This window comes from Serratia proteamaculans (genome assembly GCF_946227095.1).
Taxonomy (GTDB): domain Bacteria; phylum Pseudomonadota; class Gammaproteobacteria; order Enterobacterales; family Enterobacteriaceae; genus Serratia; species Serratia proteamaculans_E.
Map to the genome: position 1 here is coordinate 1 of NZ_CAMISV010000013.1, position 22,445 is coordinate 22,445.

21 protein-coding genes are annotated in these 22,445 nt (G+C 56.5%); 12 read left to right on the forward strand and 9 right to left on the reverse strand.

Going from position 1 to position 22,445, the window contains the following annotated elements; translation table 11 throughout:
- The 7 genes from OC597_RS21390 to fbaA form a co-directional block, all read left to right on the forward strand.
- A partial coding sequence (locus OC597_RS21390; RefSeq protein WP_315904207.1) for a transketolase-like TK C-terminal-containing protein occupies positions 1 to 600 on the forward strand: 600 nt, incomplete at its 5' end.
- A 168-nt stretch (positions 601 to 768) separates the two neighbouring features.
- A complete protein-coding gene (locus tag OC597_RS21395; RefSeq protein WP_261258735.1) occupies positions 769 to 1,857 on the forward strand; it encodes an ABC transporter substrate-binding protein in 1,089 nt (362 codons plus the stop codon).
- 203 nt (positions 1,858 to 2,060) lie between these two features.
- Entirely contained in the window at positions 2,061 to 3,830 is a 1,770-nt protein-coding gene (locus tag OC597_RS21400) for an ABC transporter permease (RefSeq protein ID WP_085118997.1), read from the forward strand.
- Positions 3,823 to 4,893, forward strand: coding sequence for an ABC transporter ATP-binding protein (locus OC597_RS21405; protein ID WP_261258733.1), 1,071 nt, complete (start codon positions 3,823 to 3,825; stop codon positions 4,891 to 4,893). The genes OC597_RS21400 and OC597_RS21405 overlap by 8 nt, the downstream gene beginning before the upstream one ends.
- A 366-nt stretch (positions 4,894 to 5,259) precedes the next feature.
- Positions 5,260 to 6,276, forward strand: a complete 1,017-nt coding sequence (epd, locus tag OC597_RS21410) for an erythrose-4-phosphate dehydrogenase (RefSeq protein WP_085118986.1) — start codon at positions 5,260 to 5,262, stop codon at positions 6,274 to 6,276.
- 77 nt (positions 6,277 to 6,353) lie between these two features.
- Positions 6,354 to 7,514, forward strand: a complete 1,161-nt coding sequence (pgk, locus tag OC597_RS21415; protein ID WP_261258731.1) for a phosphoglycerate kinase — start codon at positions 6,354 to 6,356, stop codon at positions 7,512 to 7,514.
- A 116-nt stretch (positions 7,515 to 7,630) separates the two neighbouring features.
- On the forward strand, positions 7,631 to 8,710 hold the full coding sequence (gene fbaA, locus OC597_RS21420) for a class II fructose-bisphosphate aldolase (RefSeq protein ID WP_099065300.1): 1,080 nt from the start codon (positions 7,631 to 7,633) through the stop codon (positions 8,708 to 8,710).
- 51 nt (positions 8,711 to 8,761) lie between these two features.
- Here the strand turns inward: fbaA and OC597_RS21425 are convergent, their stop codons facing one another.
- A complete protein-coding gene (locus OC597_RS21425; RefSeq protein ID WP_261258730.1) occupies positions 8,762 to 9,430 on the reverse strand; it encodes a DUF1345 domain-containing protein in 669 nt (222 codons plus the stop codon).
- Between the two features lie 193 nt (positions 9,431 to 9,623).
- Here OC597_RS21425 and mscS point away from each other — a divergent pair, with 193 nt between their 5' ends.
- Positions 9,624 to 10,490 (forward strand): small-conductance mechanosensitive channel MscS, encoded by an 867-nt coding sequence (mscS, locus tag OC597_RS21430; RefSeq protein WP_261285238.1) that lies wholly within the window; start codon positions 9,624 to 9,626, stop codon positions 10,488 to 10,490.
- Positions 10,491 to 10,522: 32 nt separating this feature from the next.
- Here mscS and OC597_RS21435 read toward each other — a convergent pair whose 3' ends face one another.
- Positions 10,523 to 11,872 carry an MFS transporter gene (locus tag OC597_RS21435; RefSeq protein ID WP_262210416.1) on the reverse strand — a complete coding sequence of 450 codons (1,350 nt, stop codon included), beginning with the start codon at positions 11,870 to 11,872 and terminating at the stop codon, positions 10,523 to 10,525.
- Between the two features lie 249 nt (positions 11,873 to 12,121).
- On the opposite strand from OC597_RS21435, the gene OC597_RS21440 reads away from it, so the two are divergent.
- Positions 12,122 to 12,526 carry a cell envelope integrity TolA C-terminal domain-containing protein gene (locus OC597_RS21440; RefSeq protein ID WP_261285236.1) on the forward strand — a complete coding sequence of 135 codons (405 nt, stop codon included), beginning with the start codon at positions 12,122 to 12,124 and terminating at the stop codon, positions 12,524 to 12,526.
- Between the two features lie 57 nt (positions 12,527 to 12,583).
- On the opposite strand, the gene OC597_RS21445 is transcribed toward OC597_RS21440, so the two are convergent.
- Complete coding sequence (locus OC597_RS21445) at positions 12,584 to 13,282, reverse strand: RluA family pseudouridine synthase (RefSeq protein ID WP_261425305.1); 699 nt, start codon at positions 13,280 to 13,282, stop codon at positions 12,584 to 12,586.
- 177 nt (positions 13,283 to 13,459) lie between these two features.
- On the reverse strand, positions 13,460 to 14,377 hold the full coding sequence (locus tag OC597_RS21450; protein ID WP_261425304.1) for a LysR family transcriptional regulator: 918 nt from the start codon (positions 14,375 to 14,377) through the stop codon (positions 13,460 to 13,462).
- A 224-nt stretch (positions 14,378 to 14,601) separates the two neighbouring features.
- Here OC597_RS21450 and OC597_RS21455 point away from each other — a divergent pair, with 224 nt between their 5' ends.
- The 3 genes from OC597_RS21455 to OC597_RS21465 are packed head-to-tail and all read left to right on the forward strand — an operon-like array spanning position 14,602 to position 17,329.
- Positions 14,602 to 15,795: an MFS transporter gene (locus OC597_RS21455; protein ID WP_262210419.1), complete on the forward strand. Its 1,194-nt coding sequence runs from the start codon at positions 14,602 to 14,604 to the stop codon at positions 15,793 to 15,795.
- Between the two features lie 12 nt (positions 15,796 to 15,807).
- Positions 15,808 to 16,836, forward strand: coding sequence for an alpha/beta hydrolase (locus tag OC597_RS21460; RefSeq protein ID WP_261425302.1), 1,029 nt, complete (start codon positions 15,808 to 15,810; stop codon positions 16,834 to 16,836).
- Positions 16,837 to 16,885: 49 nt separating this feature from the next.
- Positions 16,886 to 17,329, forward strand: a complete 444-nt coding sequence (locus OC597_RS21465) for a cyclophilin-like fold protein (RefSeq protein WP_261425301.1) — start codon at positions 16,886 to 16,888, stop codon at positions 17,327 to 17,329.
- A gap of 43 nt (positions 17,330 to 17,372) precedes the next feature.
- On the opposite strand, the gene araD is transcribed toward OC597_RS21465, so the two are convergent.
- From araD to OC597_RS21490, 5 genes are read right to left on the reverse strand one after another with little or no spacing between them, the layout of a single operon-like run.
- Positions 17,373 to 18,074, reverse strand: a complete 702-nt coding sequence (gene araD, locus OC597_RS21470; protein WP_262210421.1) for an L-ribulose-5-phosphate 4-epimerase — start codon at positions 18,072 to 18,074, stop codon at positions 17,373 to 17,375.
- Entirely contained in the window at positions 18,068 to 18,928 is an 861-nt protein-coding gene (locus OC597_RS21475) for an L-ribulose-5-phosphate 3-epimerase (protein ID WP_261258719.1), read from the reverse strand. The genes araD and OC597_RS21475 overlap by 7 nt, the downstream gene beginning before the upstream one ends.
- Before the next feature lies 1 nt (position 18,929).
- A complete protein-coding gene (gene ulaD, locus OC597_RS21480; protein ID WP_262210423.1) occupies positions 18,930 to 19,586 on the reverse strand; it encodes a 3-keto-L-gulonate-6-phosphate decarboxylase UlaD in 657 nt (218 codons plus the stop codon).
- Positions 19,583 to 21,073: an FGGY-family carbohydrate kinase gene (locus tag OC597_RS21485; protein ID WP_316044874.1), complete on the reverse strand. Its 1,491-nt coding sequence runs from the start codon at positions 21,071 to 21,073 to the stop codon at positions 19,583 to 19,585. Before OC597_RS21485 ends, ulaD begins: the two co-directional genes overlap by 4 nt.
- Complete coding sequence (locus OC597_RS21490) at positions 21,073 to 22,368, reverse strand: MFS transporter (RefSeq protein WP_262210424.1); 1,296 nt, start codon at positions 22,366 to 22,368, stop codon at positions 21,073 to 21,075. The genes OC597_RS21485 and OC597_RS21490 overlap by 1 nt, the downstream gene beginning before the upstream one ends.
- Between the last annotated feature and the right edge of the window lie 77 nt (positions 22,369 to 22,445).

Sequence of the window (22,445 nt, forward strand, 5' to 3'; positions counted from 1 at the left end):
CTGGGCGAAGACGGCCCGACGCACCAGCCGGTTGAGCAGATTGCCAGCCTGCGCGTGACCCCGAACATGAGCACCTGGCGTCCGTGTGACCAGGTGGAGTCGGCGATTGCCTGGCAGTACGGTATCGAGCGCAACGACGGCCCGACCACGCTGATTTTCTCGCGTCAGAACCTGACTCAGCAACCACGTACCGCAGAGCAACTGGCTAACGCCTACCGTGGCGGCTACGTGCTGAAGGATTGTGCCGGTACGCCGGACGTGATCCTGATTGCCACCGGTTCGGAAGTGGGCATCACCGTGGAAGCGGCAGACCAGCTGACCGCGGCGGGCCGTAAGGTGCGCGTGGTTTCCATGCCGTCTACCGACGCGTTCGACAAGCAGGATGCGGCCTACCGTGAATCCGTGCTGCCGGCGGCGGTGAGCGCCCGTGTGGCCGTGGAAGCGGGTATCGCGGACTACTGGTACAAGTATGTGGGCCTGAACGGCGCCATCGTGGGCATGACCAGCTTCGGCGAGTCTGCCCCGGCGGAGCAGTTGTTCAAAGAGTTTGGTTTCACCGTGGAAAACGTGGTGGCCAAGGCGCAGGCACTGCTGAAATAAGCTGTATTGCATCGCTTTACCCGAGCCCGGCAAATTGCCGGGCTTTTTATTGCCTAAAAATCGGTCAACCTCACAAAACCCGAAGATAAAAAATCAACGGCGTTGCTTAGGAACACTTATTAACTATATGTTAATTTTTAGTTTCTTAAATGTAACCAGGAGTTGATCATGTTGACAAGAATCGGCGCGTCGGTGGTGGCGATGGCGGTACTGGGTGCAGTGCCTGCTTACGCTGAATTTCCGGCAGGCTATCCAGCCGACTATCAGAAAATTGTGGACGGCGCGAAGAAAGAGGGCAAGGTAGTGGTGTACTCCACTACCGATACCAAGGCTGCCGGCCCGCTGATCCAGGGGTTCGAAGCGGAGTATCCGGGCGTGAAGGTCGAATACAACGACATGAACAGCACCGAGCTGTACAACCGGTATATCAGCGAACAGGCGGCGGGTGGCACCAGCGGCGACGTGGTATGGAGTTCGTCGATGGATACCGCGCTGAAGCTGGCGACCGACTATGCGCAGGAATACGCTTCGCCGGAACAGGGTCAACTGCCCAAGTGGGCGGTATGGAAAGAGAAAGCCTACGGCACCACCTACGAGCCGGTAGTTTTCATCTATAACAAACGGCTGATCCCGCAGGGCGAAGTGCCTGATTCTCATGCCGCGTTGGCCAAGCTGATCGCCAGCCAGACCGACAAATTCAAAAAGAAAGTCACCACCTATGACATTGAAAAGTCAGGGCTGGGTTTCATGCTTTCGGTGCAGGACTTCAAGGCCGATCCAAATTATTTCGCCACGCTGGCTGAGGTCGCCAAAGGGGGGCTGGCGGTGCAGTCCTCTACCGGTACCATGATGGAAAGGGTGTCATCCGGTGAGAACCTGATTGGTTTCAATATCCTGGGTTCCTATGCCGAGGCCCGCGCCAAAACAGATCCTTCACTGGGTATCTCTTATCCGAAGGATTACACCCTGGTGCTGTCGCGCGTGTCCTTTATCAGCAAAGAAGCGGCCAACGCCAATGCGGCAAAACTGTGGCTTAACTATGTGCTGTCGGAAAAGGGCCAGAGCATTCTTGCCAACCAGGCCGATATTCCTTCGATTCGCAATGACATTGAAGGCAAAAACGACATTGACGGTATGACCAAAATGCTTGGCAAAGCGCTGAAGCCGATCCCGGTAGATGAAAGCCTGCTGGAGTATCTGCAACCGGCCAAACGCCTGGATTACATCAAGCAGTGGCGTACCGCCGCAGCAAAATAATATACCCGTCATACTTGGCGCTGCCTCTGTGTTGGCTGCACTCACTTACCCGAATCACTTACTGAAGTAAGCTCATCGGGATAAGCGCTCTTGCCGCCTTGATGCAGCGCCAATTATTTTGGGTATAACAGGATACGGACGCGCGTCTGCCATTGTGGCGCGCGCCCTTTGGTCGTCGTCGTTTACAACCATCGGGATATATTATGGAAGCATGGCGCAGAAAGTGGCAGAGTCTGCCGCGCGGCTTGGTGGTGCTGATAACCGCACTGGTTATCTATGTGCCGTTGTCGTTTATCGTGATTCAAAGTTTCCTCTCCGCTCCCTTTTTCTCCCCCTCCAAGGTCTTCAGCCTGGAGGCGTTCCAGTTTATTTTCACCGATCCGGACTTTTACAAAGCACTGAAAAGCGGGTTTATCCTGGCTTTCGGCCTGGTGGTGATTGCCATTCCGCTGGGAGGCATTCTGGCCTTTTTGATGGTCAGAACCGATTTGCCCGGCCGCCGTTTTATTGAGCCGCTGATCCTGGTGCCGATCTTTGTCTCGCCGATGGTTCTGGGCTTTGGCTACGTGGTGGCTGCCGGGCCGGTCGGCTTCTTCTCGCTGTGGGCGGAAGCGCTGTTCGGCTTTGTGCCGTGGAATATCTACTCGATGGCCAGCATTGTGGTGATCGCCGGGCTGACGCACGTACCGCACGCCTATCTTTATATTTCCTCGGCCTTGCGCAGCGTCGGCTCTGACGTGGAGGAGGCTGCACGAACGGCGGGGGCCTCGCCTTTGCAGGTGATGACCGCGGTCAGTTTACCGATGGTGCGACCGTCGATTTTGTATGCCGGGGTGCTGCTGTTTTTCCTCGGGCTGGAAGTGTTTGGCCTGATGCTGGTGCTGGGCGATCCGGAAGGCAACCTGGTGCTGGCGACCTACCTGTATCAATTGACCAATAAGCTAGGCACGCCGTCTTACCATCTGATGGCGGCGGTGGCGGTGGTGCTGATTTGTATCACCATACCGCTGGTGATGTTACAGCGCCGTCTGATGCGAACCGCGAACCGCTTCGTCACCGTCAAGGGCAAGGCGTCGCAGGCGCGGGCGCTGCCGCTGGGTAAATGGCGTTGGGTTGCCGGTGCGGTAGTGGTGTTCTGGCTGACGGTGACCATCGGCGTACCGCTGGTGGGAGTGGTGCTGCGCGCCTTTATCTCCAACTGGGGCGTGGGCGTTTCAATCTGGGACGAGCTGTCGCTCAATACCTTCCGCACCATTTGGCAGCAGCCGAACCTGCTGCGGGCGATCGTCAACTCGATGGCGATTGGGGTGTTCGGTGGCGCGCTGGCGGTGGTTTGCTACCTGTTTATCGGCATTGCCATGCACCGCAAACCCGACGGTGCCACCCGTTTCCTCGATTACAGCGTACTGGTGCCGCGTGCGGTGCCCGGTCTGCTGGCGGGGCTGGCGTTCCTGTGGGTGTTCCTGTTCCTGCCGATGTGGCTGGATAAATCATTGAAAGAGGGCTGGCTGTCGGCGTTGCCGGTGGCCGAGTGGCTGCGGGAGCACCTGATCGTCTGGTTGCGGTCTTTGCGCAGCACCATCTTCAGCGTCTGGCTGGCGTACACCGTGGTGTGGATGGCTTATGGCCTGCGGCTGATCTCTTCGACGCTGCTGCAGGTGGGCCCGGAGCTGGAGGAGGCGGCACGCAGCGCTGGTGCGACCCGGGGACAGATCACCCGTCACGTCACCATTCCGCTATCGCGTTACGGCCTGATTGGCTCGTGGCTGCTGATGTTCCTGATTTTCGAACGTGAGTATTCCACCGGGGTGTATCTGTTGTCTCCGGGTACCGAAACCATAGGTTCGATGCTGGTTTCCCTATGGGCGGCGGGCGCCATTGATATCGTTGCCGCGCTCTCGTTTATTAACATCCTGCTGGTGGTGTTGGGTCTGGGTATCGCCCTGCGATTTGGAGTGAAATTACATGATTGAACTTTCGGTAGAAAACCTGCATTTGACCTACGGCGACAACCCGGTGCTGAAGGGGGTCTCGATGGACTTGAAGCGCGGCGAGGTAGTTTCGTTGTTGGGGCCGTCGGGCAGCGGTAAAACCACGCTGCTGCGTGCGGTCGCCGGGCTGGAAAAACCGACCCAGGGTCGCATTATCATCGGCAGTAATACCGTTTACGACGGCAGCGCGCGCAGCGAAATCCCGGCGGAAGAGCGCAATCTGGGGCTGGTGTTTCAGTCCTACGCGCTGTGGCCGCATAAAACCGTGTTTGAAAACGTCGCCTATCCGCTGAAATTACGCAAGGTCGCCTCGGCGGAAATCAACCAGCGGGTACAGGGAGTGCTGGACCAGCTTGGGCTGGGGCATTTGGGCAAGCGTCACCCGCACCAGTTGTCCGGTGGTCAGCAGCAGCGTGTGGCGATTGGCCGGGCGCTGGTGTACAACCCGCCGGTGATCCTGCTGGATGAGCCCTTGTCGAACCTCGACGCCAAGCTGCGTGAAGAGGCGCGGGTGTTCTTGCGTGAGCTGATTATCAAGCTGGGGCTTTCGGCACTGATGGTCACTCACGACCAGAACGAGGCGATGGCAATCTCCGATCGTATCCTGTTGCTCAACAACGGAAAAATCGAGCAGCAGGGCACGCCGCAGGAAATGTACGGTTCGCCGTCGACCCTGTTTACCGCCGAGTTTATGGGCAGCAATAACCGTCTGCACGGCAAGATCAGCGAGGTGAGTGAGGGCAAAGCGCGCATAGAAGGCAAAGACTGGACGCTGTGGGGCATGGCGGGCGCAGGGGTAAAAGTCGGCGAAGAAGCCACTGCGGTGATCCGTGTAGAGCGCGTGCGCCTGGGGGATGACCCGCAGGGCAATCAGCTTGAGCTGCCGCTGCTGACCAGCATGTATCTCGGCGACCGTTGGGAATACCTGTTCCGCACCGTCGCCGAGGATTTTGTGGTACGCGCTTATGGCACCGAAGTGCGTGGTCAAACCCTGTGTCGGCTTTCCCTGCCGGCCGAGCACCTGTGGATTTTCCCTAAAGCTTAAGGCTGCTAGCTTGGTTATTGTCAAAATATCTGGCGCACGACCAAGGATTGGATATGAAAAAGTGTGCGCCAGATCATCTTATTCTCGCAAAGTGTCGTTCCGTTGTCGGGCAGGCTGCCGCACCTGTTCCTTTTGCTAAAACTTTGGTTTATGCTCGGCTGAAGCGTTTCAGTTGTGACGGTGTTCAACAGAAACGGCGGAATGAGACCGGTGAAACAGTGCCGGGCCGAAGGAATAATGTGATGTGCCGATTCACAGCAGGTGGTGCGCTAAAGTACTCTATGCGGGTTCGCTTGATAACCAGTCAGCGCCCTCTTGAACACGGTGAATATGCCCGGTGAGAGAAGGCCCTTTTTCAGGAGCAGCATGACAATCCGCATAGCGATAAACGGCTTTGGCCGCATAGGCCGCAGCGTTTTACGCGCACTGTATGAATCGGGACGAAGAGCGGAAATTTCCGTGGTGGCGATCAACGAATTGGCGAACGCCGAGGGGATGGCCCACCTGCTGAAATACGACTCCAGCCATGGCCGCTTTGCCTGGGATGTCCGCCAGGAATGCGACATGCTAACCGTCGGGGACGACACCATTCGTTTGCTGCATCAGCCAGCGGTGGAACAGCTTCCCTGGGGCGAGTTGGGCATCGATGTGGTGCTGGATTGCAGCGGTGTGTACGGCAGCCGGGCGGATGGTGAAGCCCATCTGGCGGCGGGGGCGAAAAAAGTGTTGTTCGCCCACCCTGGTGGTAACGATCTGGATGCTACCATTGTGTTTGGGGTCAACCATCAGACGCTGTTGGCAGAACACCGTATTGTTTCCAATGCGTCATGCACCACCAACTGCATTATTCCGGTGATCAAGCTGCTGGACGATGCCTACAGCATCGAATCGGGCACCCTGACCACCATTCACTCTTCGATGAACGATCAGCCGGTGATAGACGCCTATCATCAGGATTTGCGGCGTACCCGCGCGGCGAGCCAGTCGATTATTCCGGTCGACACCAAGCTGGCCGCGGGCATTACCCGCATTTTTCCGCAGTTTTGCGATCGTTTCGAAGCGATTTCGGTACGCGTGCCAACCATCAACGTGACGGCCATCGATCTCAGCGTCAGCGTTAGCTCGGCGGTGAAGGTGGCAGAGGTCAACCAGCTGTTGCAAATGGCCGCACGGGGATCATTTCGTGGTATAGTTGACTATACGGAACTACCATTAGTCTCGATCGATTTTAACCATGACCCGCACAGCGCTATCGTCGACGGTACGCAGACCCGGGTCAGCGGTCAGCACCTGATCAAGACCTTGGTCTGGTGTGATAATGAATGGGGCTTTGCCAACCGGATGTTGGATACAACACGGGCAATGGCCGCTAGCGGTTTCTAGTACGGCGGCATTGGCATGACCGATGCGCCGCCCAGGCAACTTTATAGTTTATAGAGAATCAACCAAGAGGGTTCACCATGTCTGTAATTAACATGTCCGATCTGGATCTGGCCGGTAAACGCGTTCTGATCCGCTCCGATCTGAACGTTCCAGTGAAAGACGGTAAAGTGACTTCCGATGCACGTATCCGTGCCTCCCTGCCGACTATTGAAGCTGCGCTGAAACAAGGCGCCCGCGTGATGGTAACGTCCCACCTGGGTCGTCCTACCGAAGGCGAATACAACGAAGAATTCTCCCTGCTGCCTGTTGTCAACTATCTGAAAGACCACCTGAAAAACCCGGTTCGTCTGGCTAAAGACTACCTGGAAGGTGTTGACGTTGCAGAAGGTGAATTGGTCGTGCTGGAAAACGTCCGTTTCAACAAGGGCGAGAAAAAAGACGACGAAACCCTGTCCAAGAAATATGCAGCGCTGTGCGACGTGTACGTGATGGACGCCTTCGGTACTGCACACCGTGCGCAGGCTTCCACTCACGGCGTGGGCAAGTTTGCTCCTGTCGCCTGTGCGGGCCCGCTGTTGTCAGCAGAATTGGAAGCCCTGGGCAAAGCGCTGAAAAGCCCGGCTCGTCCGATGGTTGCCGTGGTGGGTGGTTCTAAGGTTTCTACCAAATTCGATGTGCTGAACTCGCTGGTGAAAATCGCCGATACGGTGATCGTGGGCGGCGGTATCGCCAACACCTTCGTGGCTATCGATAACAACGTTGGTAAATCCCTGTACGAACCTGACTTCGTCGATGCAGCGAGAAAACTGCGTGACGAGTTTAAAATTCCGGTTCCTACCGATTCTCGCGTAGGCACGGAGTTCTCTGAAACTGCCCCTGCTACCTTGAAAAAAGTCAGTGAAGTGAAAGATGATGAAGAGATCATGGACTTCGGTGACGAAACTGCGCTGGCTATGGCCAAGTTGCTGAAAGAAGCCAAAACCATTCTGTGGAATGGCCCGGTTGGCGTATTCGAGTTCCCTAACTTCCGCCGGGGCACCGAAATTGTCGCACGTGCTATCGCAGACAGCGATGCATTCTCTATCGCTGGTGGTGGTGATACGCTAGCGGCTATCGATCTGTTCGGTATTGAAGATAAAATCTCTTATATCTCTACCGGCGGCGGTGCTTTCCTTGAATTTGTGGAAGGTAAAGCGTTACCGGCAGTAGTCATGCTGGAAGAGCGCGCCAAGCAGTAATTCAGACAGCGGGAGGCGAAAGTCGCCCGTTTATTTTATACCGCGCGGCATAGGCGGCGCGGCATGAAAAAATCGATTTACATCCATCTACGGCCGACGAAACAGGACAAAGTAACATGTCTAAAATTTTTGATTTCGTAAAACCGGGTGTCATCACTGGTGATGACGTTCAGAAAGTATTCGCAGTAGCTAAAGAGAACAACTTTGCTCTGCCAGCAGTGAACTGTGTAGGTACCGACTCTATCAACGCCGTGCTGGAAACAGCCGCGAAGGTACGCGCTCCGGTTATCGTTCAGTTCTCCAACGGCGGTGCCGCGTTTATCGCCGGCAAAGGCGTGAAGACTGACGTTCCACAGGGTGCAGCAATTCTGGGCGCTATCTCCGGTGCACACCATGTTCACCAGATGGCTGAGCATTACGGCGTGCCGGTTATTCTGCACACCGACCACTGCGCGAAGAAACTGCTGCCATGGCTTGACGGCCTGTTGGACGCCGGCGAGAAGTATTTCGCGACTACCGGCAAACCACTGTTCTCTTCCCACATGATCGACCTGTCTGAAGAGTCTCTGGAAGAAAACATCGAGATTTGCAGCAAATACCTGACTCGCATGGCGAAAATCGGTATGACCCTGGAAATCGAACTGGGTTGCACCGGTGGTGAAGAAGATGGCGTGGACAACAGCCATATGGACGCATCCTCCCTGTACACTCAGCCAGAAGACGTGGCTTACGCTTACGAAAAACTGAATGCGATCAGCCCACGTTTCACTATCGCGGCGTCCTTCGGTAACGTGCACGGCGTTTATAAGCCAGGCAACGTGAAACTGACCCCGACCATTCTGCGTGATTCTCAGGACTATGTTTCCAAGAAATATAACCTGCCGCACAACAGCCTGAACTTCGTGTTCCACGGCGGTTCTGGTTCTAGCGATGCAGAGATCAAAGAGTCCGTAGGTTACGGCGTGATCAAAATGAACATCGATACCGATACCCAATGGGCAACCTGGGACGGCATCCTGCAGTACTACAAAAAGAACGAAGGCTATCTGCAAGGCCAACTGGGTAACCCAGAAGGTGCTGACAAGCCGAACAAGAAATACTATGACCCACGCGTATGGTTGCGTTCAGCCCAGACTTCGATGATTACTCGTCTGGAACAGGCTTTCAAAGATCTGAACGCAGTAGACGTTCTGTAATCTCGGTTAGTTGCTGATATAAAGGCTCCCCTCGGGGAGCCTTTTTCGTTTCTAGCTCAACAGGCTGGCGCCGACGTTAATCGACAGCCCCAGGATCACCAGGTTGAAGACAAAGGAAATCACCGATTGCAGCAGGGCGATTTTGCGCACTTCGGCCGCGCCAACCGCCACGTCGGCGGTTTGCGACGCCACGGCAATGGTGAATGAGAAATAGGCGAAGTCCCAATAGGTCGGTTCTTTGAGATCGCCGGGAAACAGCAGCGGCAGCGGATCTTGCTGTGCGCCCTGACGGTAAAACTGATGGGCATAGTGCATGGTGAATGCGGTGGGCAGCAGCAGCCAGGACACCACCAGCGTGGCACCGGTCAGCACCAGATGCAGCGTTTTCAGCGAGTCGCTGACCTGCTTGGCGGTGCTCAGCTCGAACAGAATCGACAGAATACTCACCAGACAGCCGATGCTGACCAGCGCCAGCACCATGCTGGCACTTTCATCCTGCCTGCGGGCGAGTTGGCGGATGTGCTTCGGCGTACTGACCAACATCAGCCGCCAGAGCGACAGCAGGTAAATCCAGGCCAACATGTTCCAGCCGAGCATCAATCGTTGCAATTGATTGAGCCTGTCCGGCAGCAGCAAGTAACACAGGATGCCCGCGGCGACGGAAAGCAGCAGCCTGGGGCGAACCTGCCAATAGTGTTTAATTGACGAGGGAATGTGCATAACGAGCGAAGTTCCTTATCCTGATAAAGGTGAGAGCGCTGTGTTCAGCATAGAGGAAGTTCGGCTATTTTTACCGCTTACGGTTGGCATGCTGCGGAAATGTTAGTTAACCTAGGGCGGTGGTTTCCGACTGACGCCCTATGTCAGTTTTTTTGCGAGTTTATCCCCTTAGGGAAAAGTTAGGACGACACGAATGAAAGATCTGAACGTAGTAGACGGCATCAACGGTGCCGGTAACTGGCTGGTGCAGAACCAGGATTTATTGATTCAGTATGCGGTGAACATCGTCGCAGCGATCGTTATTTTCATCATTGGTTCGATCATTGCCCGGGTAGTCAGCAATGCGGTAAACCGCGTGATGAAGATGCGCGGCATCGATGCCACGGTAGCGGATTTCCTGTCGGCCATGGCGCGTTACGGCATTCTGGCCTTCACCTTTATCGCTGTACTGGGGCGCGTTGGCGTACAGACCACCTCAGTGATCGCCGTGCTGGGTGCCGCTGGTTTGGCCGTCGGTTTGGCGTTGCAGGGCTCGCTGTCCAACTTCGCCGCAGGCGTGTTGCTGGTGGCCTTCCGTCCACTGCGTGCCGGTGAGTATGTTGATCTGGGCGGCGTAGCCGGTACCGTGGATCAGGTGCAGATTTTCTCCACCACGCTGCGTACCGCAGACAACAAAACCATCGTGGTGCCGAACGGTAAAATCATCGCCGGTAACATCATCAACTTTTCCCGCGAGCCGAACCGTCGTGTGGATATCGTGGTTGGCGTGGCTTATAACGCCGACATCGATGTGGTGAAAAAAGTGCTGGGTGATGTGATCGCCGCCGACAAGCGCATCATGCACGCCAAAGGCGTGACCGTGCGTCTGAACGAGATGGCACCTTCTTCACTGAACTTCGTGACCCGCTCCTGGACCACCAATGCCGAGTACTGGAACGTGTACTTCGATCTGATGGAGAACTTCAAGCGCGCGCTGGATGCCAACAACATCGGTATTCCGTTCCCGCAGATGGACGTTCATCTGTATCGCAACGATGCGACCACCGCGAAAGCGGAATAACGAAAAGGGGCCTTGGCCCCTTTTTTATTGGGTCAGTTGGGTAATGCAGAATCAGCCGCAGGTGCCAGGCGGTGTAAACTGAGTCTGTAGAGCAGGAAGATGGCGGCAGAGCCCACCAACACCGGCAGCGCCAGCCAGATAAAGAACACTTCAGAGGAACCGGCAGCGGCAATCATCCAGGCACCGAGCATCGAGCCGACGATGGAGCCGAAGCGGCCGCTGGCCATTGCCCAGCTTACCCCGGTGACGCGAGCCGCAGTGGGGTAGATAGTGGCGGAAACCAGATTCAAACCGTTCTGCGCGCCGGCTACGCCGAAACCGATGAGGAACACGGTGGCGGCCAGCGTATAGACATCACCCATCAAATAGCCGGTGGCACCGATAACCAGCGCGGCACCCAGGTAGGACAGGGCCAGCACCCGGTATGGTCCAACGCGGTCCATCAGCAGCGCCATCAGGATGGCTCCGAGGGTACCGCCCAGTGGCACCATCGCCCCAATGCGTGATGCGTGGACGATATCGTAACCGGCATCCTTGAGAATGCTCGGCAGCCAACTGGTGAGCTGGTAAAACACGAACAGCGAGCAGAAGAAGGCCAGCCACAGCAACAGGGTACGCACCGCGCGGCCTTCGATGAACAGGTGTGATATCGGCGATCTGACCTGCGTTGGGGGCTCGTCATCGATAATTGCCACGCCGGCCCAGCTTTTACCGGTAATGCGTTCAACCACCAGACGTAACCTATCGGCATGTTTTGGGCTGGAAGTCATAAAGCGCACGGACTCGGGCATCTGCCAGGCCAGCAACGGTAGCAACAGCAACGGTACAATGCCGCCGAGCATCAGTACGCCACGCCAGCCGAATTCGGGAATAATCTGCCCGGCAAGCAGACCGCCCAGAGCCAGACCTGCGGTGAAACCGCTCCAACTCAGAGTGACCATGATCATCCGCCGACGTGCCGGGGAGTACTCCGAACTGAGGGTGATACAGGTGGGCATTGCGCCACCCAAACCAATACCGGTGATTAAACGCAGCAGGGTCAGCGACTCGATGGAATGGGTATAGGCCGAGGCCAGAGTACCCCCGCCAAAGATCAGTATCGAGACCAGCAGCACGCGTTTACGGCCAATGGCATCGGCGACCGGACCGAAGATCAGACTGCCGATTAACAGGCCCAGCAACCCCGCGCCGAAGGCAGGAGATAACTGTGCAGGCAGCAGGCTCCACTCTTCACGCAGGGCAGGAGCAATGTAACCAATGACGGCGGTATCAAAACCGTCCAGCAGGACGATCAGAAAGCACAGGCTGAGGATCAGGATCTGGTAAGGCGAGATCTTCGCGTTGTCGATGATCTCACTGATACGAGCGGTGTTTTGGCTCATGGAGGTTCCACTTGAATAGACGAATGTGGAGCTGGCTGGAGGGCAATGTAGGCGTCAGGTTCCTGCTGAAACGGGCCTGATCCAAAGCCGCTTTGGCTTGCATGGCGTAGAACCCCGAGTATACACCAGAGCCTGGGGCTTGCGGGGGCGTAAGCCAGATTAACGGCCTATCTAACACACGTGGCATGATAATCTGAATAACTGACAGGAGTCGTAGCTTCTGGGCAATCATCATAAACGGACTTAACCATGACAAAAATAGCGATTCTGATACTACTATCAACCACAGTGGTCGGCTGTTCCCCTCTCACCCCCAAAGATTGCCAGAAAACGGGTGCGCTCGATTTATGTACTTATGAGCGCTCTGGTAAAGTCACTGATAAAGATATCTATGGTGAGCAAGCGTCTGGCATTAAAAAGGCCTTGGATGCTGCGCTTAAAAAGCCGCATGTCTGGGACGGTAAAAGATGTAATGTGCATCTGGATTTCAAAATTGATGGCACCCTTCAGAATTTCATCATAAAGAGCGGCGATAAGGAATATTGTCATGCCCTGGCTGAGGCGGCAAAATTAGCCAAATTTCCAGCATTTACTGACCAGCATGTTTACGACGTGATGGGGTCTGCGCGCTGGAATATGCACGGGCAACCATAATCATGAATATATTTTTCTTATAATCACCAGAAGTGAGCAGATTCCAGAGAAACGCATTCAGAACGGGCTGGCATTATGGGCTTTGATCGGCTCTTGGCTGACAGGATGAACAAAATGCAGCTCACTGGCATGCAGCATCAGCCGCGGGGTCTGTTCGGTACCCGGCAGCAGGCGACCGCCATACAGGTCACAGCCCAAAATAGGGTGACCCAACTGCTGGCAGTGGATGCGCAGTTGATGGGTACGCCCGGTTTCCGGGGTTAGCTGTACCCGCGTCAATGGCAGTGATCTCCCGTCTTCCAACTCGTGGTAAAAGCGTTCAATGACCCGATAGCCGGAGCGAGCTGGCTTGCCGTGGATGGCACAAATCGACATCAGCGGGAACAGCGCCGGATCTTTGGCAATCGCTGCGTCTATCACTCCTTCGTTGTCGTCCAGATGCCCACACAGCAGTGCGCTGTACACTTTGGTCACTGTGCGCTGGCTGAACTGTTGGCAGAGGGCGGCATTGATAGCCTTATTGCGGGCAATCACCATCAGCCCGGAAGTGCCGAAATCCAGGCGGTGGATCAAAGTACAGCCGGGGAATTGCTGTACCAGCCGATGATGCACCGAATCGAGATTTTGCGGATTTTTCCCCGACAGGCTGAGTAACCCGGTGGGTTTATTGATCAGCACCAGACTCTCGTCCTGATAGAGGATCTCGATCTGGTCATGGCACGGTGGGGCAATAAAGGTATCGATAATCTTGGACATCAGGCCAACCAGAGGGAGAGTGGGTGTGGATGATAACGAATTTTAAACCGACAGGCGAATGACGACCCTGTATCGTTCAAAACCGCCTGTGGGCAGTTTGCTGTCATAAGCTGGCGTTGTGACGAAAGCATCATGCCAACAATTTTAGAGCCAGAAGGGTTATCTCAGTTCTCTGTTTCATTTGATTAAATTTGCCGGTTGTCGTTTCCGGGATATGCGCAGGGCATCAACCACCAATGAAAATGCGGGAGAGACTTGCTTGCGACTGGGATAGTAGAGGTAGTATCCGGGAAAAGGCTGACACCAGGCTTCGAGGACCCGGAGCAGGCGGCCCTCCCTGATGTGTGAGCCAAACTCTTCTTCCGGAAGAAAAGCAATGCCCAAGCCTGCCAGCGCCGCATCGACAATATGTTCGGATGTATTGAACGTAAGCTGTCCGCTCACCCGCACATTCAGATCGCCCCCATCCTGATCAAAATCCCAGACATAGAGCCCGCCAGATCGGACCATGCGCTGATTAATGCATTGATGTTGCGTCAGTTCATGAGGCGTTTGCGGGATGGGATAACGTGAAAAATAGTCCGGCGAGGCGACGGCCGCCATGCGTAATTTCGGGCCGATCGGCAGGGCAATCATATCCTTATCGATGGTATCTCCCAGGCGAACCCCGGCATCAAAACGGTCGGCGACGATATCGCGGAAGCCGTGGTTAGCATCGAACTCGATACGGATATCCGGGTATTCATGCAGCAGCGGCGTCAGCTTTGGCAACAGTGTGGTGCGCAGGACATCCGGGCCGCAGGTGATTCGCACGGTGCCTGCGGGTTTATCGCGCAGCTCCGTGAGCATATCCAGCTCAGCTTCAATCTCGTCGAAGCGATTGCCGATAGCCTGCAAGAGACGTTCTCCGGCAACCGTAGGCGAGACGCTTCGGGTGGTTCGGGTGAGCATGCGGATCTGCATACGCTCTTCCAGGGCTGAAATCGCCTGGCTGAGGGCCGGTTGCGTCACACCCAGATGAGCCGCTGCACGCGTGAAACTCCCTTCACGGGCCACGGTAACGAAATAAAGCAGGTCATTCAGGTTACGTTTCATTAGCGAGGTCCTCAGGATTAATAATCACAGCTTATAAGCCCATTAAGTATTCATTAGCTAGTCAGGCTACACCTGTCGTGTGAAAATTTCAGTAAGAGATAACCCCGGCGATAAACAACTATCGCTCTTCATTCTTGATACACATTTTGAGTCGCTATTCCCGTGCATAGCGTCCGCCCCCGGCTTGTCTGAATTTGGCCTGGGAAGCGTCAGAGAGGTTGATTATGTCCACATTGAGCGGTGAAACACCGCATAACCAAGAGCGCGCATGCTGGAGCGGCGTTTTTGCCATGACCCTGTGTGTGTTTGTGCTGATTGCGTCGGAATTTATGCCGGTCAGCTTGCTGACACCCATTGCCAGGGACCTGGGCGTGACTGAGGGCTTGGCAGGGCAGGGCATTGCCATTTCCGGTGGGCTGGCGCTATTGACCAGCCTGACAATGTCCAGCGTTGTCGGAAATCTGAACCGTAAAGTTCTTCTGTTGGGGATGACGGTTCTGATGGCAATGTCGGGGATGATTATCTCCCTGTCCTCCAGCTACCTGGTCTATATGGTGGGGCGAGCGCTGATTGGTATCGCTATCGGGGGATTCTGGTCGATGTCCGCTGCGACCGCCATTCGCCTGGTCCCTCAGCGTCTGGTGCCACGTGCATTAGCCATTTTTAACGGGGGTAATGCGCTGGCTACCGTTGTGGCAGCCCCTTTGGGTAGCTATCTGGGGGCAACCATCGGCTGGCGCGGGGCCTTTTTCTGTCTGTTGCCGGTGGCGATAGTGGCCTTCATCTGGCAGTGGTTCAGCCTGCCCTCAATGGAAGCCGATAAAGGCCGCCAGTCACGCGGCTCGATTTTCCGTCTGTTCAGCTACCCCGGTGTTTCTACTGGCCTGTTGGCTTGTGGACTGTTCTTCATGGGCCAGTTCGCGCTATTTACCTACCTACGCCCGTTCCTTGAGACGGTGACCCGGGTCGATGTCAGCACCTTAACCCTCATTCTGCTCATCATCGGCGTGGCGGGTTTTATTGGCACACTGGTCATTGGCGCATTTTTGAAAGCCGGGTTTTACCCGACACTGATTGCCATTCCTCTGCTGATGGCGAGCATTGCCGGGATGTTGATCCTGGCCGGGCACAGCGTTTGGGTAGTTGCCCCTCTGCTGGGTATCTGGGGACTGATTGCGACAGCCGCGCCAACCGGATGGTGGGCATGGGTCGCACGAACGCTGCCGAATGATGCTGAGGCGGGGGGCGGGCTGATGGTGGCAGCCATTCAGCTTGCCATAGCACTGGGATCCACCGCCGGTGGCTTTGCGTTTGACCATCTCGGCTGGCAAAGCACATTTGCCCTGAGCGGCGGGTTGCTTCTCATCGCGGCCGCACTGACCTTTCTCACCGCACGTCAAAAACACAACACACATTAGAGGATTAGCTTTATGAAAAATATGACCCTGGCGCTGGGGCTGTTAATCAGCTCGTTCGCCGCCACTGCTGCCGATATGTCCAATGGCGCGGATAACTTCTACCAAAGCGATAAGGTCATACTGGAAAAAGTGACCTTCAAAAATCAGTACCAGATGAACGTCGTCGGCAATCTGTTTATTCCGAAAGAGATCAACCGTCATGTGAAAAATCCGGCGATCGTTATTGGCCACCCGATGGGCGCAGTGAAAGAGCAGAGTTCAAACCTGTACGCGCAAAAACTGGCGGAGCAGGGGTTTGTGACGCTGGCGATTGATCTGTCATTTTGGGGGGAAAGTGAAGGTAAACCGAGGCACTTAATCTCGCCGGAAATCTATGCTGACGACTTCAGCGCGGCAGTCGATTACCTGAGCACGCAGTCGTATGTGGATCCAGAGAAAATCGGTGTGTTGGGTATTTGCGGCAGTGGCAGTTTTGTTATTAGCGCCGCCAAAATAGACCCTCGCATGAAAGCGATCGCCACGGTCAGCATGTACGATATGGGTTCAGCTTTCCGTAATGGACTGAACCATTCTCAGTCGTTAGCACAACGCCAGGCCTTTATTAAGTCTGCCATCGAACAGCGATTTGCCGAATTTAAAGGCGGCGCTACGGTTTACATCCCTGGAACGGTTAATAAACTGGATGATGCTACACCGGCAATCCAGCGTGAATTCTTTGACTTCTACCGTACTGAGCGCGGCGGCTATACGCCTAAGGGCGATAAAGAGGAACTGACTACGAAGCCTGTGTTGAGCAGCATCGGCAATTTTATGAATTTCTATCCGTTCAATGATATTGAAACCATTTCACCACGCCCAATGCTGTTTATTACTGGCGACCAGGCACATTCGAAAGAATTCAGTGAAGATGCGTATAAACGCGCCGGGCAGCCGAAGGAACTGTTTGTGGTTCCAGGGGCTGGCCATGTCGATCTGTATGACCGCACTGACCTGATCCCTTTTGCTAAGCTGACATCGTTCTTCAAGACTAACCTGAAATAATGACAAAAGCCGCGCCCGAAAAGGCGCGGCATATTTCGGAGGAGACGGAATGAATAAACCGTGCTTTCTGTTACTTTGCCTGGTCGCGAATGGCCTGTTTCCCGTTTATGCTATTACCCCAGGTCAGACGGAAAAGGAAAACCCTATGACAATCAATATGAGTATCAATCAGCAGACATACGAAATTTCGTTGTCGGATACAGCGGCGGCCAAGGATTTTGTTGAACAACTCCCTCTGACGCTGAACATGGAAGAGCTTAACGGCAATGAGAAATTTGCCGATCTCGCTCATAGCTTACCCGCCCGCCAGAGCAGACCGGGCGCCCTCCATGCAGGGGATCTGATGCTCTACGGCCACCAGACCCTGGTACTTTTCTACGAAACGTTTCAGACATCCTACAGCTACACCCCCATTGGCAAGGTTATTGCGCCAGAGGGTCTGAAAAAGGTGGTAGGTGATAAAAACATTGCCGTGCACTTTTACCGCGATTAGAGAGTGTTAAGCCCCGAAAACCATCATGGTGATCCCGGCCAATCTACTGCCCATAGTAAGCATTCTTGCCGTGCTTACGCAGGTAGTGTTTATCCAGCAGCGCGGGTTGCATGCTGTTGATGCCCGGCGTCAGTTGGCGCGAGAAAATCCCCATATAGGCAATTTCTTCCAGCACCACCGCGTTGTGCACCGCGCTGTGCGCGTCCTTGCCCCAGGCAAAGGGGCCGTGTGAGTTGACCAGCACCGCCGGAATGGCGTTCGGGCTGATGCCACGGCGACGGAAGGTATCGATAATCACCTTGCCGGTCTCCAGTTCGTAATCCTGCTCAATCTCGGCCTCGGTCATTAGCCGGGTGCAGGGAATGGCACCGTAGAAGTAGTCGGCGTGGGTGGTGCCCCAGGCGGGGATGTCCAGCCCGGCCTGTGCCCAGATGGTGGCATGGCGCGAATGGGTGTGCACGATGCCGCCAATATCGGCAAATTCACGGTACAGCGCCAGGTGGGTGGCGGTGTCCGAAGAGGGCTTTTTGCTGCCCTCGACGGTTTGCCCACTGGCGAGACTGACCACCACCATGTCCTCTGCCGTCATGTGTTCATATTCCACGCCGGAAGGCTTGATCACCACTAGTCCGCATTCGCGATCCACCGCGCTGACGTTGCCCCAGGTGAAGGTCACCAGATTGTGGCGCGGCAGCTCGAGGTTGGCTTCCAGTACCTGTTGTTTCAGTTGCGGCAGCGTTAGCATGTCATACCCCCTTGTTGCATTTTTTGTTCGATCCAACGGCGTGCCTGAACGATTTCGGCCACCGGTTCTTCGGCTTTTTCGGTCCACATTTCAATCAGGAAAGCACCGCGATAGTTAAGCTGTTTCAGCGTGCGGAACACGGCGACGAAGTCGACACAGCCTTCGCCAAACGGCACATCGCGGAACTGTCCCGGCGAGCTTTCGGTGACCGGATAGGTGTCTTTCAGATGGATGGCGGCGATGCGATCAATACCCAGTGCCAGCTCCTGCGCCACGTCATTGCCCCAGGCGCTGAGATTGCCGACGTCCGGATAGACCGTGAACCACGGTGATGCCAGGCAGGCGTCCCAGGCTTTCCATTTACTGATTGAGTTCATAAACGCGGTGTCCATGATTTCCACTGCCAGCATCACCTGGGCGGCGGCGGCGCGTTCGACCGCCCACTGCATGCCTTCGGTAAAGCGGGCGAGGGTGCTTTCGTCCTGTTGCTCGTAATAGACGTCATAACCGGCGAGCTGGATGGTGCGGATACCCACGTCCTTTGCCAGTTGAATCGCCTGTTCCATCACCTCGAAGGCACGCTGGCGCAGCGCGTCGTCATGGCTGCCGAACGGAAAGCGCCGATGGCCGGACAGGCACATCGACGGGATGCTGATGCCGGTTTCCAGCATGGCGCTGACCAGCGACAGCCGCTGTTCCTTGCTCCAGCTTAGGCGTGCCAGCCGTTCGTCACTTTCATCCACCGACATTTCGACAAAATCAAAACCGCAGGCCTTGGCCAGTGCCAGCCGCTCGGGCCAGGTCAGGTGTTTCGGCAAGGCTTTTTCATAGATTCCCAACGGGTGCTGGCGCATATCAACTTCTCCAGATGTCATCAATGACGGTGCGGAACTGACCGGCGGCGGCCAGCGGATCGGCGGCCTCCGCCAGCGCCCGGCCGACGATAAAGGCGGTGACGGCGATGTCTTTAAACAGCGGTAAGTCGGTTGGTATGATGCCGCCGGTGACCGACAGCTCAATGCCCAGATCCGACAGGGCTTTCATCAGATCCAAATCTTGTTGGCTCCAGGTTTGCCCGCTGGCCTGCGCGTCGCGGCCACGGTGGTAGATCGCCTGGCGGATACCGAGTTCGCGCCACTGCCGGGCGTCGTCCAGCGTCCAGCGGCCGAACAGCTCAATCTGGATCTCCCCCTGGTGTTGTTGCGCCACTTCCAGCGCACTGGCCATGGTGGCTAACGGGGCGGCGCAGATCACCGTCATCCAGTTGGCACCGTGGCTGAAGGCCTGCTGCGCCAGCGTGCCGCCGGCATCGGCCACTTTCAGGTCGGCCACCAGCGTATGTTGCGGGCAGCGTTCACGCAGCGCGCTCACCGCCTGAATACCGGCGCTGATGCATAAAATGGTACCGGCCTCGATGATGTCGACGTGCGGTTGCAGGCGTTCTGCCGTCTGCAGGGCGGCGTCCAGCCGGGTGTGATCGAGCGCCAGTTGCAGGCGCGGTTTATTGCTCATAGGGCCTCCTGACCGGGTTGATTGAGCATTTGCAGCGTTGCCACCAGCGCCTGATAACGTTGATATTTTTTACCGTAAGCCTCTGCGGCGGCGATATCCGGCAGCACCCGCTCGATACGCGGTGCCAGCGCCTGCTGGGCGGCGGTGAAATCGCTGAAGGCGCCGCTGCCGACCATCGCCGCCATGGCCGCACCCAGGCAGCCGGTTTCTTCCACCTGCGGCAGTTCCACCGGCAGGCCACTGACGTCGGCGAACATCTGCATCCAGGGGGCGGATTTGGCCGGGCCACCGGTGACGCGCAGAGCGGTGGCCGCAGGGAAGCGTTGCCGCATGCGGGTGAGGTGGGTCATATGGCAGAACACCACGCCTTCGTAAATTGCCTGCACCAGATGTTCGCGCTGGTGGAAGGCCTGCAGGCCATGGAAGCTGGCGCTCAGGCCCAGCCCGGCGTTGGAGCCGTACAGGAAGGGAACAAACAGCAGGCTGCTGTCGGCCTTCGGCAGCGTTGCCACCCAGTCGTTGAGCTGGGCGTAGTCCTGCAGTCCCCATTGGCGACAGAACCATTCCAGGTTGGCGGCCGAGGTCGGGCTGGCTTCGTGCACAATGTATTGACCGGCTTCGGCGTGGCGGCCATAGACAAACGGATAATCGAATCCCTCGGTGATTTTGTCGGTAATGCCACTGGTGACCGACCAGGTGCCCATTACCGCGTTGAGCCGCGTTTCGTCCCGTAACCCAGCACACAGCGCGGTGGACACCACGTCGAACAGCCCGCCGACCACCGGCGTACCCGCCAGCAGCCCGGTTGCCGCCGCGGCGGCGGTGTTAACTCGCCCGGCGATCTCGGCTGAACCGACTAGCGGTGGCAGTGCCGGCATGATGTCGCCGATGCCCAGCAGCTGTGCCAGCGCCGGGTCATAGCGGCCAGCGGCCATCTGGTACAGATTGGATTCGGAAATATTGGTTTCTTCACAGGCCAGCTCGCCGGTCAGGCAGTGGCGCAGGTAATCGTGCGCCATCAGCACGCTGCCAATCTGGCGATAACGTTCCGGTTGATGTTGCCGAACCCAGCGCAGTAACGACACCGGGTGACCGGTCCACAGCGTTTGCCGGGTCTGCGGATACAGCGCTTGCGGCATGCCCTGTTTTTGCCACTCCTGCACCAGCGTCAGGGCGCGCTGATCGGAAGACAGCATGGCGTTGCCCAGCGGCTGCCCTTGCTTGTCCAGCAGAAACGCGCCTTTGCCCTGCGCCGAGATACCCACCGCCTGAATATCTCCGGCAGCGATCTGGTTGCGGGTCAACAACTCACGGATCACCTCGGCAGCGGTGTGCCACAGCGCGGGCATCTCCCGTTCCGCCCAGCCGGGCTGGGGCGAGATAATCTCCAGGTTGCGGCGAGCGATACCCAGCTCAGCGCCCTGACGGTCATACAGCCCGGCCTTAATGAAGGTGCCGCCGCAGTCCAGTCCCAGCCAATAGTCCATTATTCGGCCCTCGCACTTTGGTCACATTTGTTCGGCAGCATCAGCGCCAGCACCGAGGCGATGGCCAGCGATACCGCCAGGCTGTAAACGCCGACGTCCTTGCTGAACAGGCTGATCAATACGCCGACCATATAGGGGCCACAGAAGCCGCCCAGATTGCCCAGTGCGTTGATCACACCGCGTGCGCCGCCGGCGACTTCGGCGTTGAACAGTTTGGGCGGAATGGTCCAGAACACCCCGGCCGCCGCCTGGATGAAGACGCCGCAGCCGACCAGCGCGGCGTAGGACCACCAGATGTGATCCTTCAACAGCACCGACAGCGCCATACAGATGGCGAAGCAGGCCAGCGGCAGTGCGACGAAAATTTTGCGTTTGCCGGTACGATCAGAGAGTGAGGAAATCACCAGCATGCCGAAGATGGCGCCGATATAAGGCAGGATCGCCAACATTCCCACCTGTTCCATATTGCCGTTGGTCAGCCCCTTGAGGATGGTGGGCAGCCACAGGGTGTAGCCATAAATCCCGGTCTGGTAGAAGAAGTTCACCAGGATCAGTTGCCACATGATCTTGTCGCCCAGAACCCGGCGCAGCGAGGCGTTGCGCACCGTTTTGCCTTTGATCAGCAGTTGTTCGTCATGCAGCGTTTTGATCAGGTAGTCTTTTTCCGCTGCTGAAATCCACTTGGCCTCCTGCGGGCGGTTGCTGATGGTGAAATACCACAGCACCATCACTACCAGCGACAGTGCACCTTCCACCAGGAACAGCATGCGCCAGTCCCAGACGGTGATGATCCAGCCGGACAGCGGGGCGGTGAGAATACCGGCAATCGGTACGAACATGATGACGATGGCATTGGCGCGCCCGCGTTCCTTGTCCGGGAACCAGTTGCTGATCATGGTCAGCACCACCGGCAGCATGCCGCCCTCGGAGACGCCCAGGGCAAAGCGCAGGAACAGCAGTTGGTACTGGTTACTGACCAGCCCGGTCAGCACTGAAATGATCGCCCAGGCCAGCAGCGACCAGCCGATGAATTTTTTGCCGTTGCCGTACACCGCCAGCTTGCCGCCGGGCACCTGCAGGAACAGATAACCGATAAAGAAGATGCCGCCGGCCAGCCCGGCCATCGAGGCGGTAATACCCAGCTCGGCATCCATGCCGCCGGGCATGGCGAAGGCGATATTCACCCGGTCCATATAGGAAATAATGCAGGTAATCAGGATCGGCGGCACGATCCGCAACCAGCGTAATTTAGGGATCGCCTGGCTTTGAGTGACAGAAACAGAGGCAGTGTTCATATGTACACCTGTAGAGTCAGATTTTATTGTTTTGGTGGTTTAAGGCGTAGGGGCGCCCGCAACGGCCCGCAGGCCGA

Bases quoted from the DNA above. Each gene is read 5' to 3' on its own strand.
- OC597_RS21395 (WP_261258735.1), top strand. From the start codon at position 769: ATGTTGACAAGAATCGGCGCGTCGGTGGTGGCGATGGCGGTACTGGGT.
- OC597_RS21400 (WP_085118997.1), top strand. From the start codon at position 2,061: ATGGAAGCATGGCGCAGAAAGTGGCAGAGTCTGCCGCGCGGCTTGGTG.
- OC597_RS21405 (WP_261258733.1), top strand. From the start codon at position 3,823: ATGATTGAACTTTCGGTAGAAAACCTGCATTTGACCTACGGCGACAAC.
- epd (WP_085118986.1), top strand. From the start codon at position 5,260: ATGACAATCCGCATAGCGATAAACGGCTTTGGCCGCATAGGCCGCAGC.
- pgk (WP_261258731.1), top strand. From the start codon at position 6,354: ATGTCTGTAATTAACATGTCCGATCTGGATCTGGCCGGTAAACGCGTT.
- fbaA (WP_099065300.1), top strand. From the start codon at position 7,631: ATGTCTAAAATTTTTGATTTCGTAAAACCGGGTGTCATCACTGGTGAT.
- OC597_RS21425 (WP_261258730.1), bottom strand. From the start codon at position 9,430: ATGCACATTCCCTCGTCAATTAAACACTATTGGCAGGTTCGCCCCAGG.
- mscS (WP_261285238.1), top strand. From the start codon at position 9,624: ATGAAAGATCTGAACGTAGTAGACGGCATCAACGGTGCCGGTAACTGG.
- OC597_RS21435 (WP_262210416.1), bottom strand. From the start codon at position 11,872: ATGAGCCAAAACACCGCTCGTATCAGTGAGATCATCGACAACGCGAAG.
- OC597_RS21440 (WP_261285236.1), top strand. From the start codon at position 12,122: ATGACAAAAATAGCGATTCTGATACTACTATCAACCACAGTGGTCGGC.
- OC597_RS21445 (WP_261425305.1), bottom strand. From the start codon at position 13,282: ATGTCCAAGATTATCGATACCTTTATTGCCCCACCGTGCCATGACCAG.
- OC597_RS21450 (WP_261425304.1), bottom strand. From the start codon at position 14,377: ATGAAACGTAACCTGAATGACCTGCTTTATTTCGTTACCGTGGCCCGT.
- OC597_RS21455 (WP_262210419.1), top strand. From the start codon at position 14,602: ATGTCCACATTGAGCGGTGAAACACCGCATAACCAAGAGCGCGCATGC.
- OC597_RS21460 (WP_261425302.1), top strand. From the start codon at position 15,808: ATGAAAAATATGACCCTGGCGCTGGGGCTGTTAATCAGCTCGTTCGCC.
- OC597_RS21465 (WP_261425301.1), top strand. From the start codon at position 16,886: ATGAATAAACCGTGCTTTCTGTTACTTTGCCTGGTCGCGAATGGCCTG.
- araD (WP_262210421.1), bottom strand. From the start codon at position 18,074: ATGCTAACGCTGCCGCAACTGAAACAACAGGTACTGGAAGCCAACCTC.
- OC597_RS21475 (WP_261258719.1), bottom strand. From the start codon at position 18,928: ATGCGCCAGCACCCGTTGGGAATCTATGAAAAAGCCTTGCCGAAACAC.
- ulaD (WP_262210423.1), bottom strand. From the start codon at position 19,586: ATGAGCAATAAACCGCGCCTGCAACTGGCGCTCGATCACACCCGGCTG.
- OC597_RS21485 (WP_316044874.1), bottom strand. From the start codon at position 21,073: ATGGACTATTGGCTGGGACTGGACTGCGGCGGCACCTTCATTAAGGCC.
- OC597_RS21490 (WP_262210424.1), bottom strand. From the start codon at position 22,368: ATGAACACTGCCTCTGTTTCTGTCACTCAAAGCCAGGCGATCCCTAAA.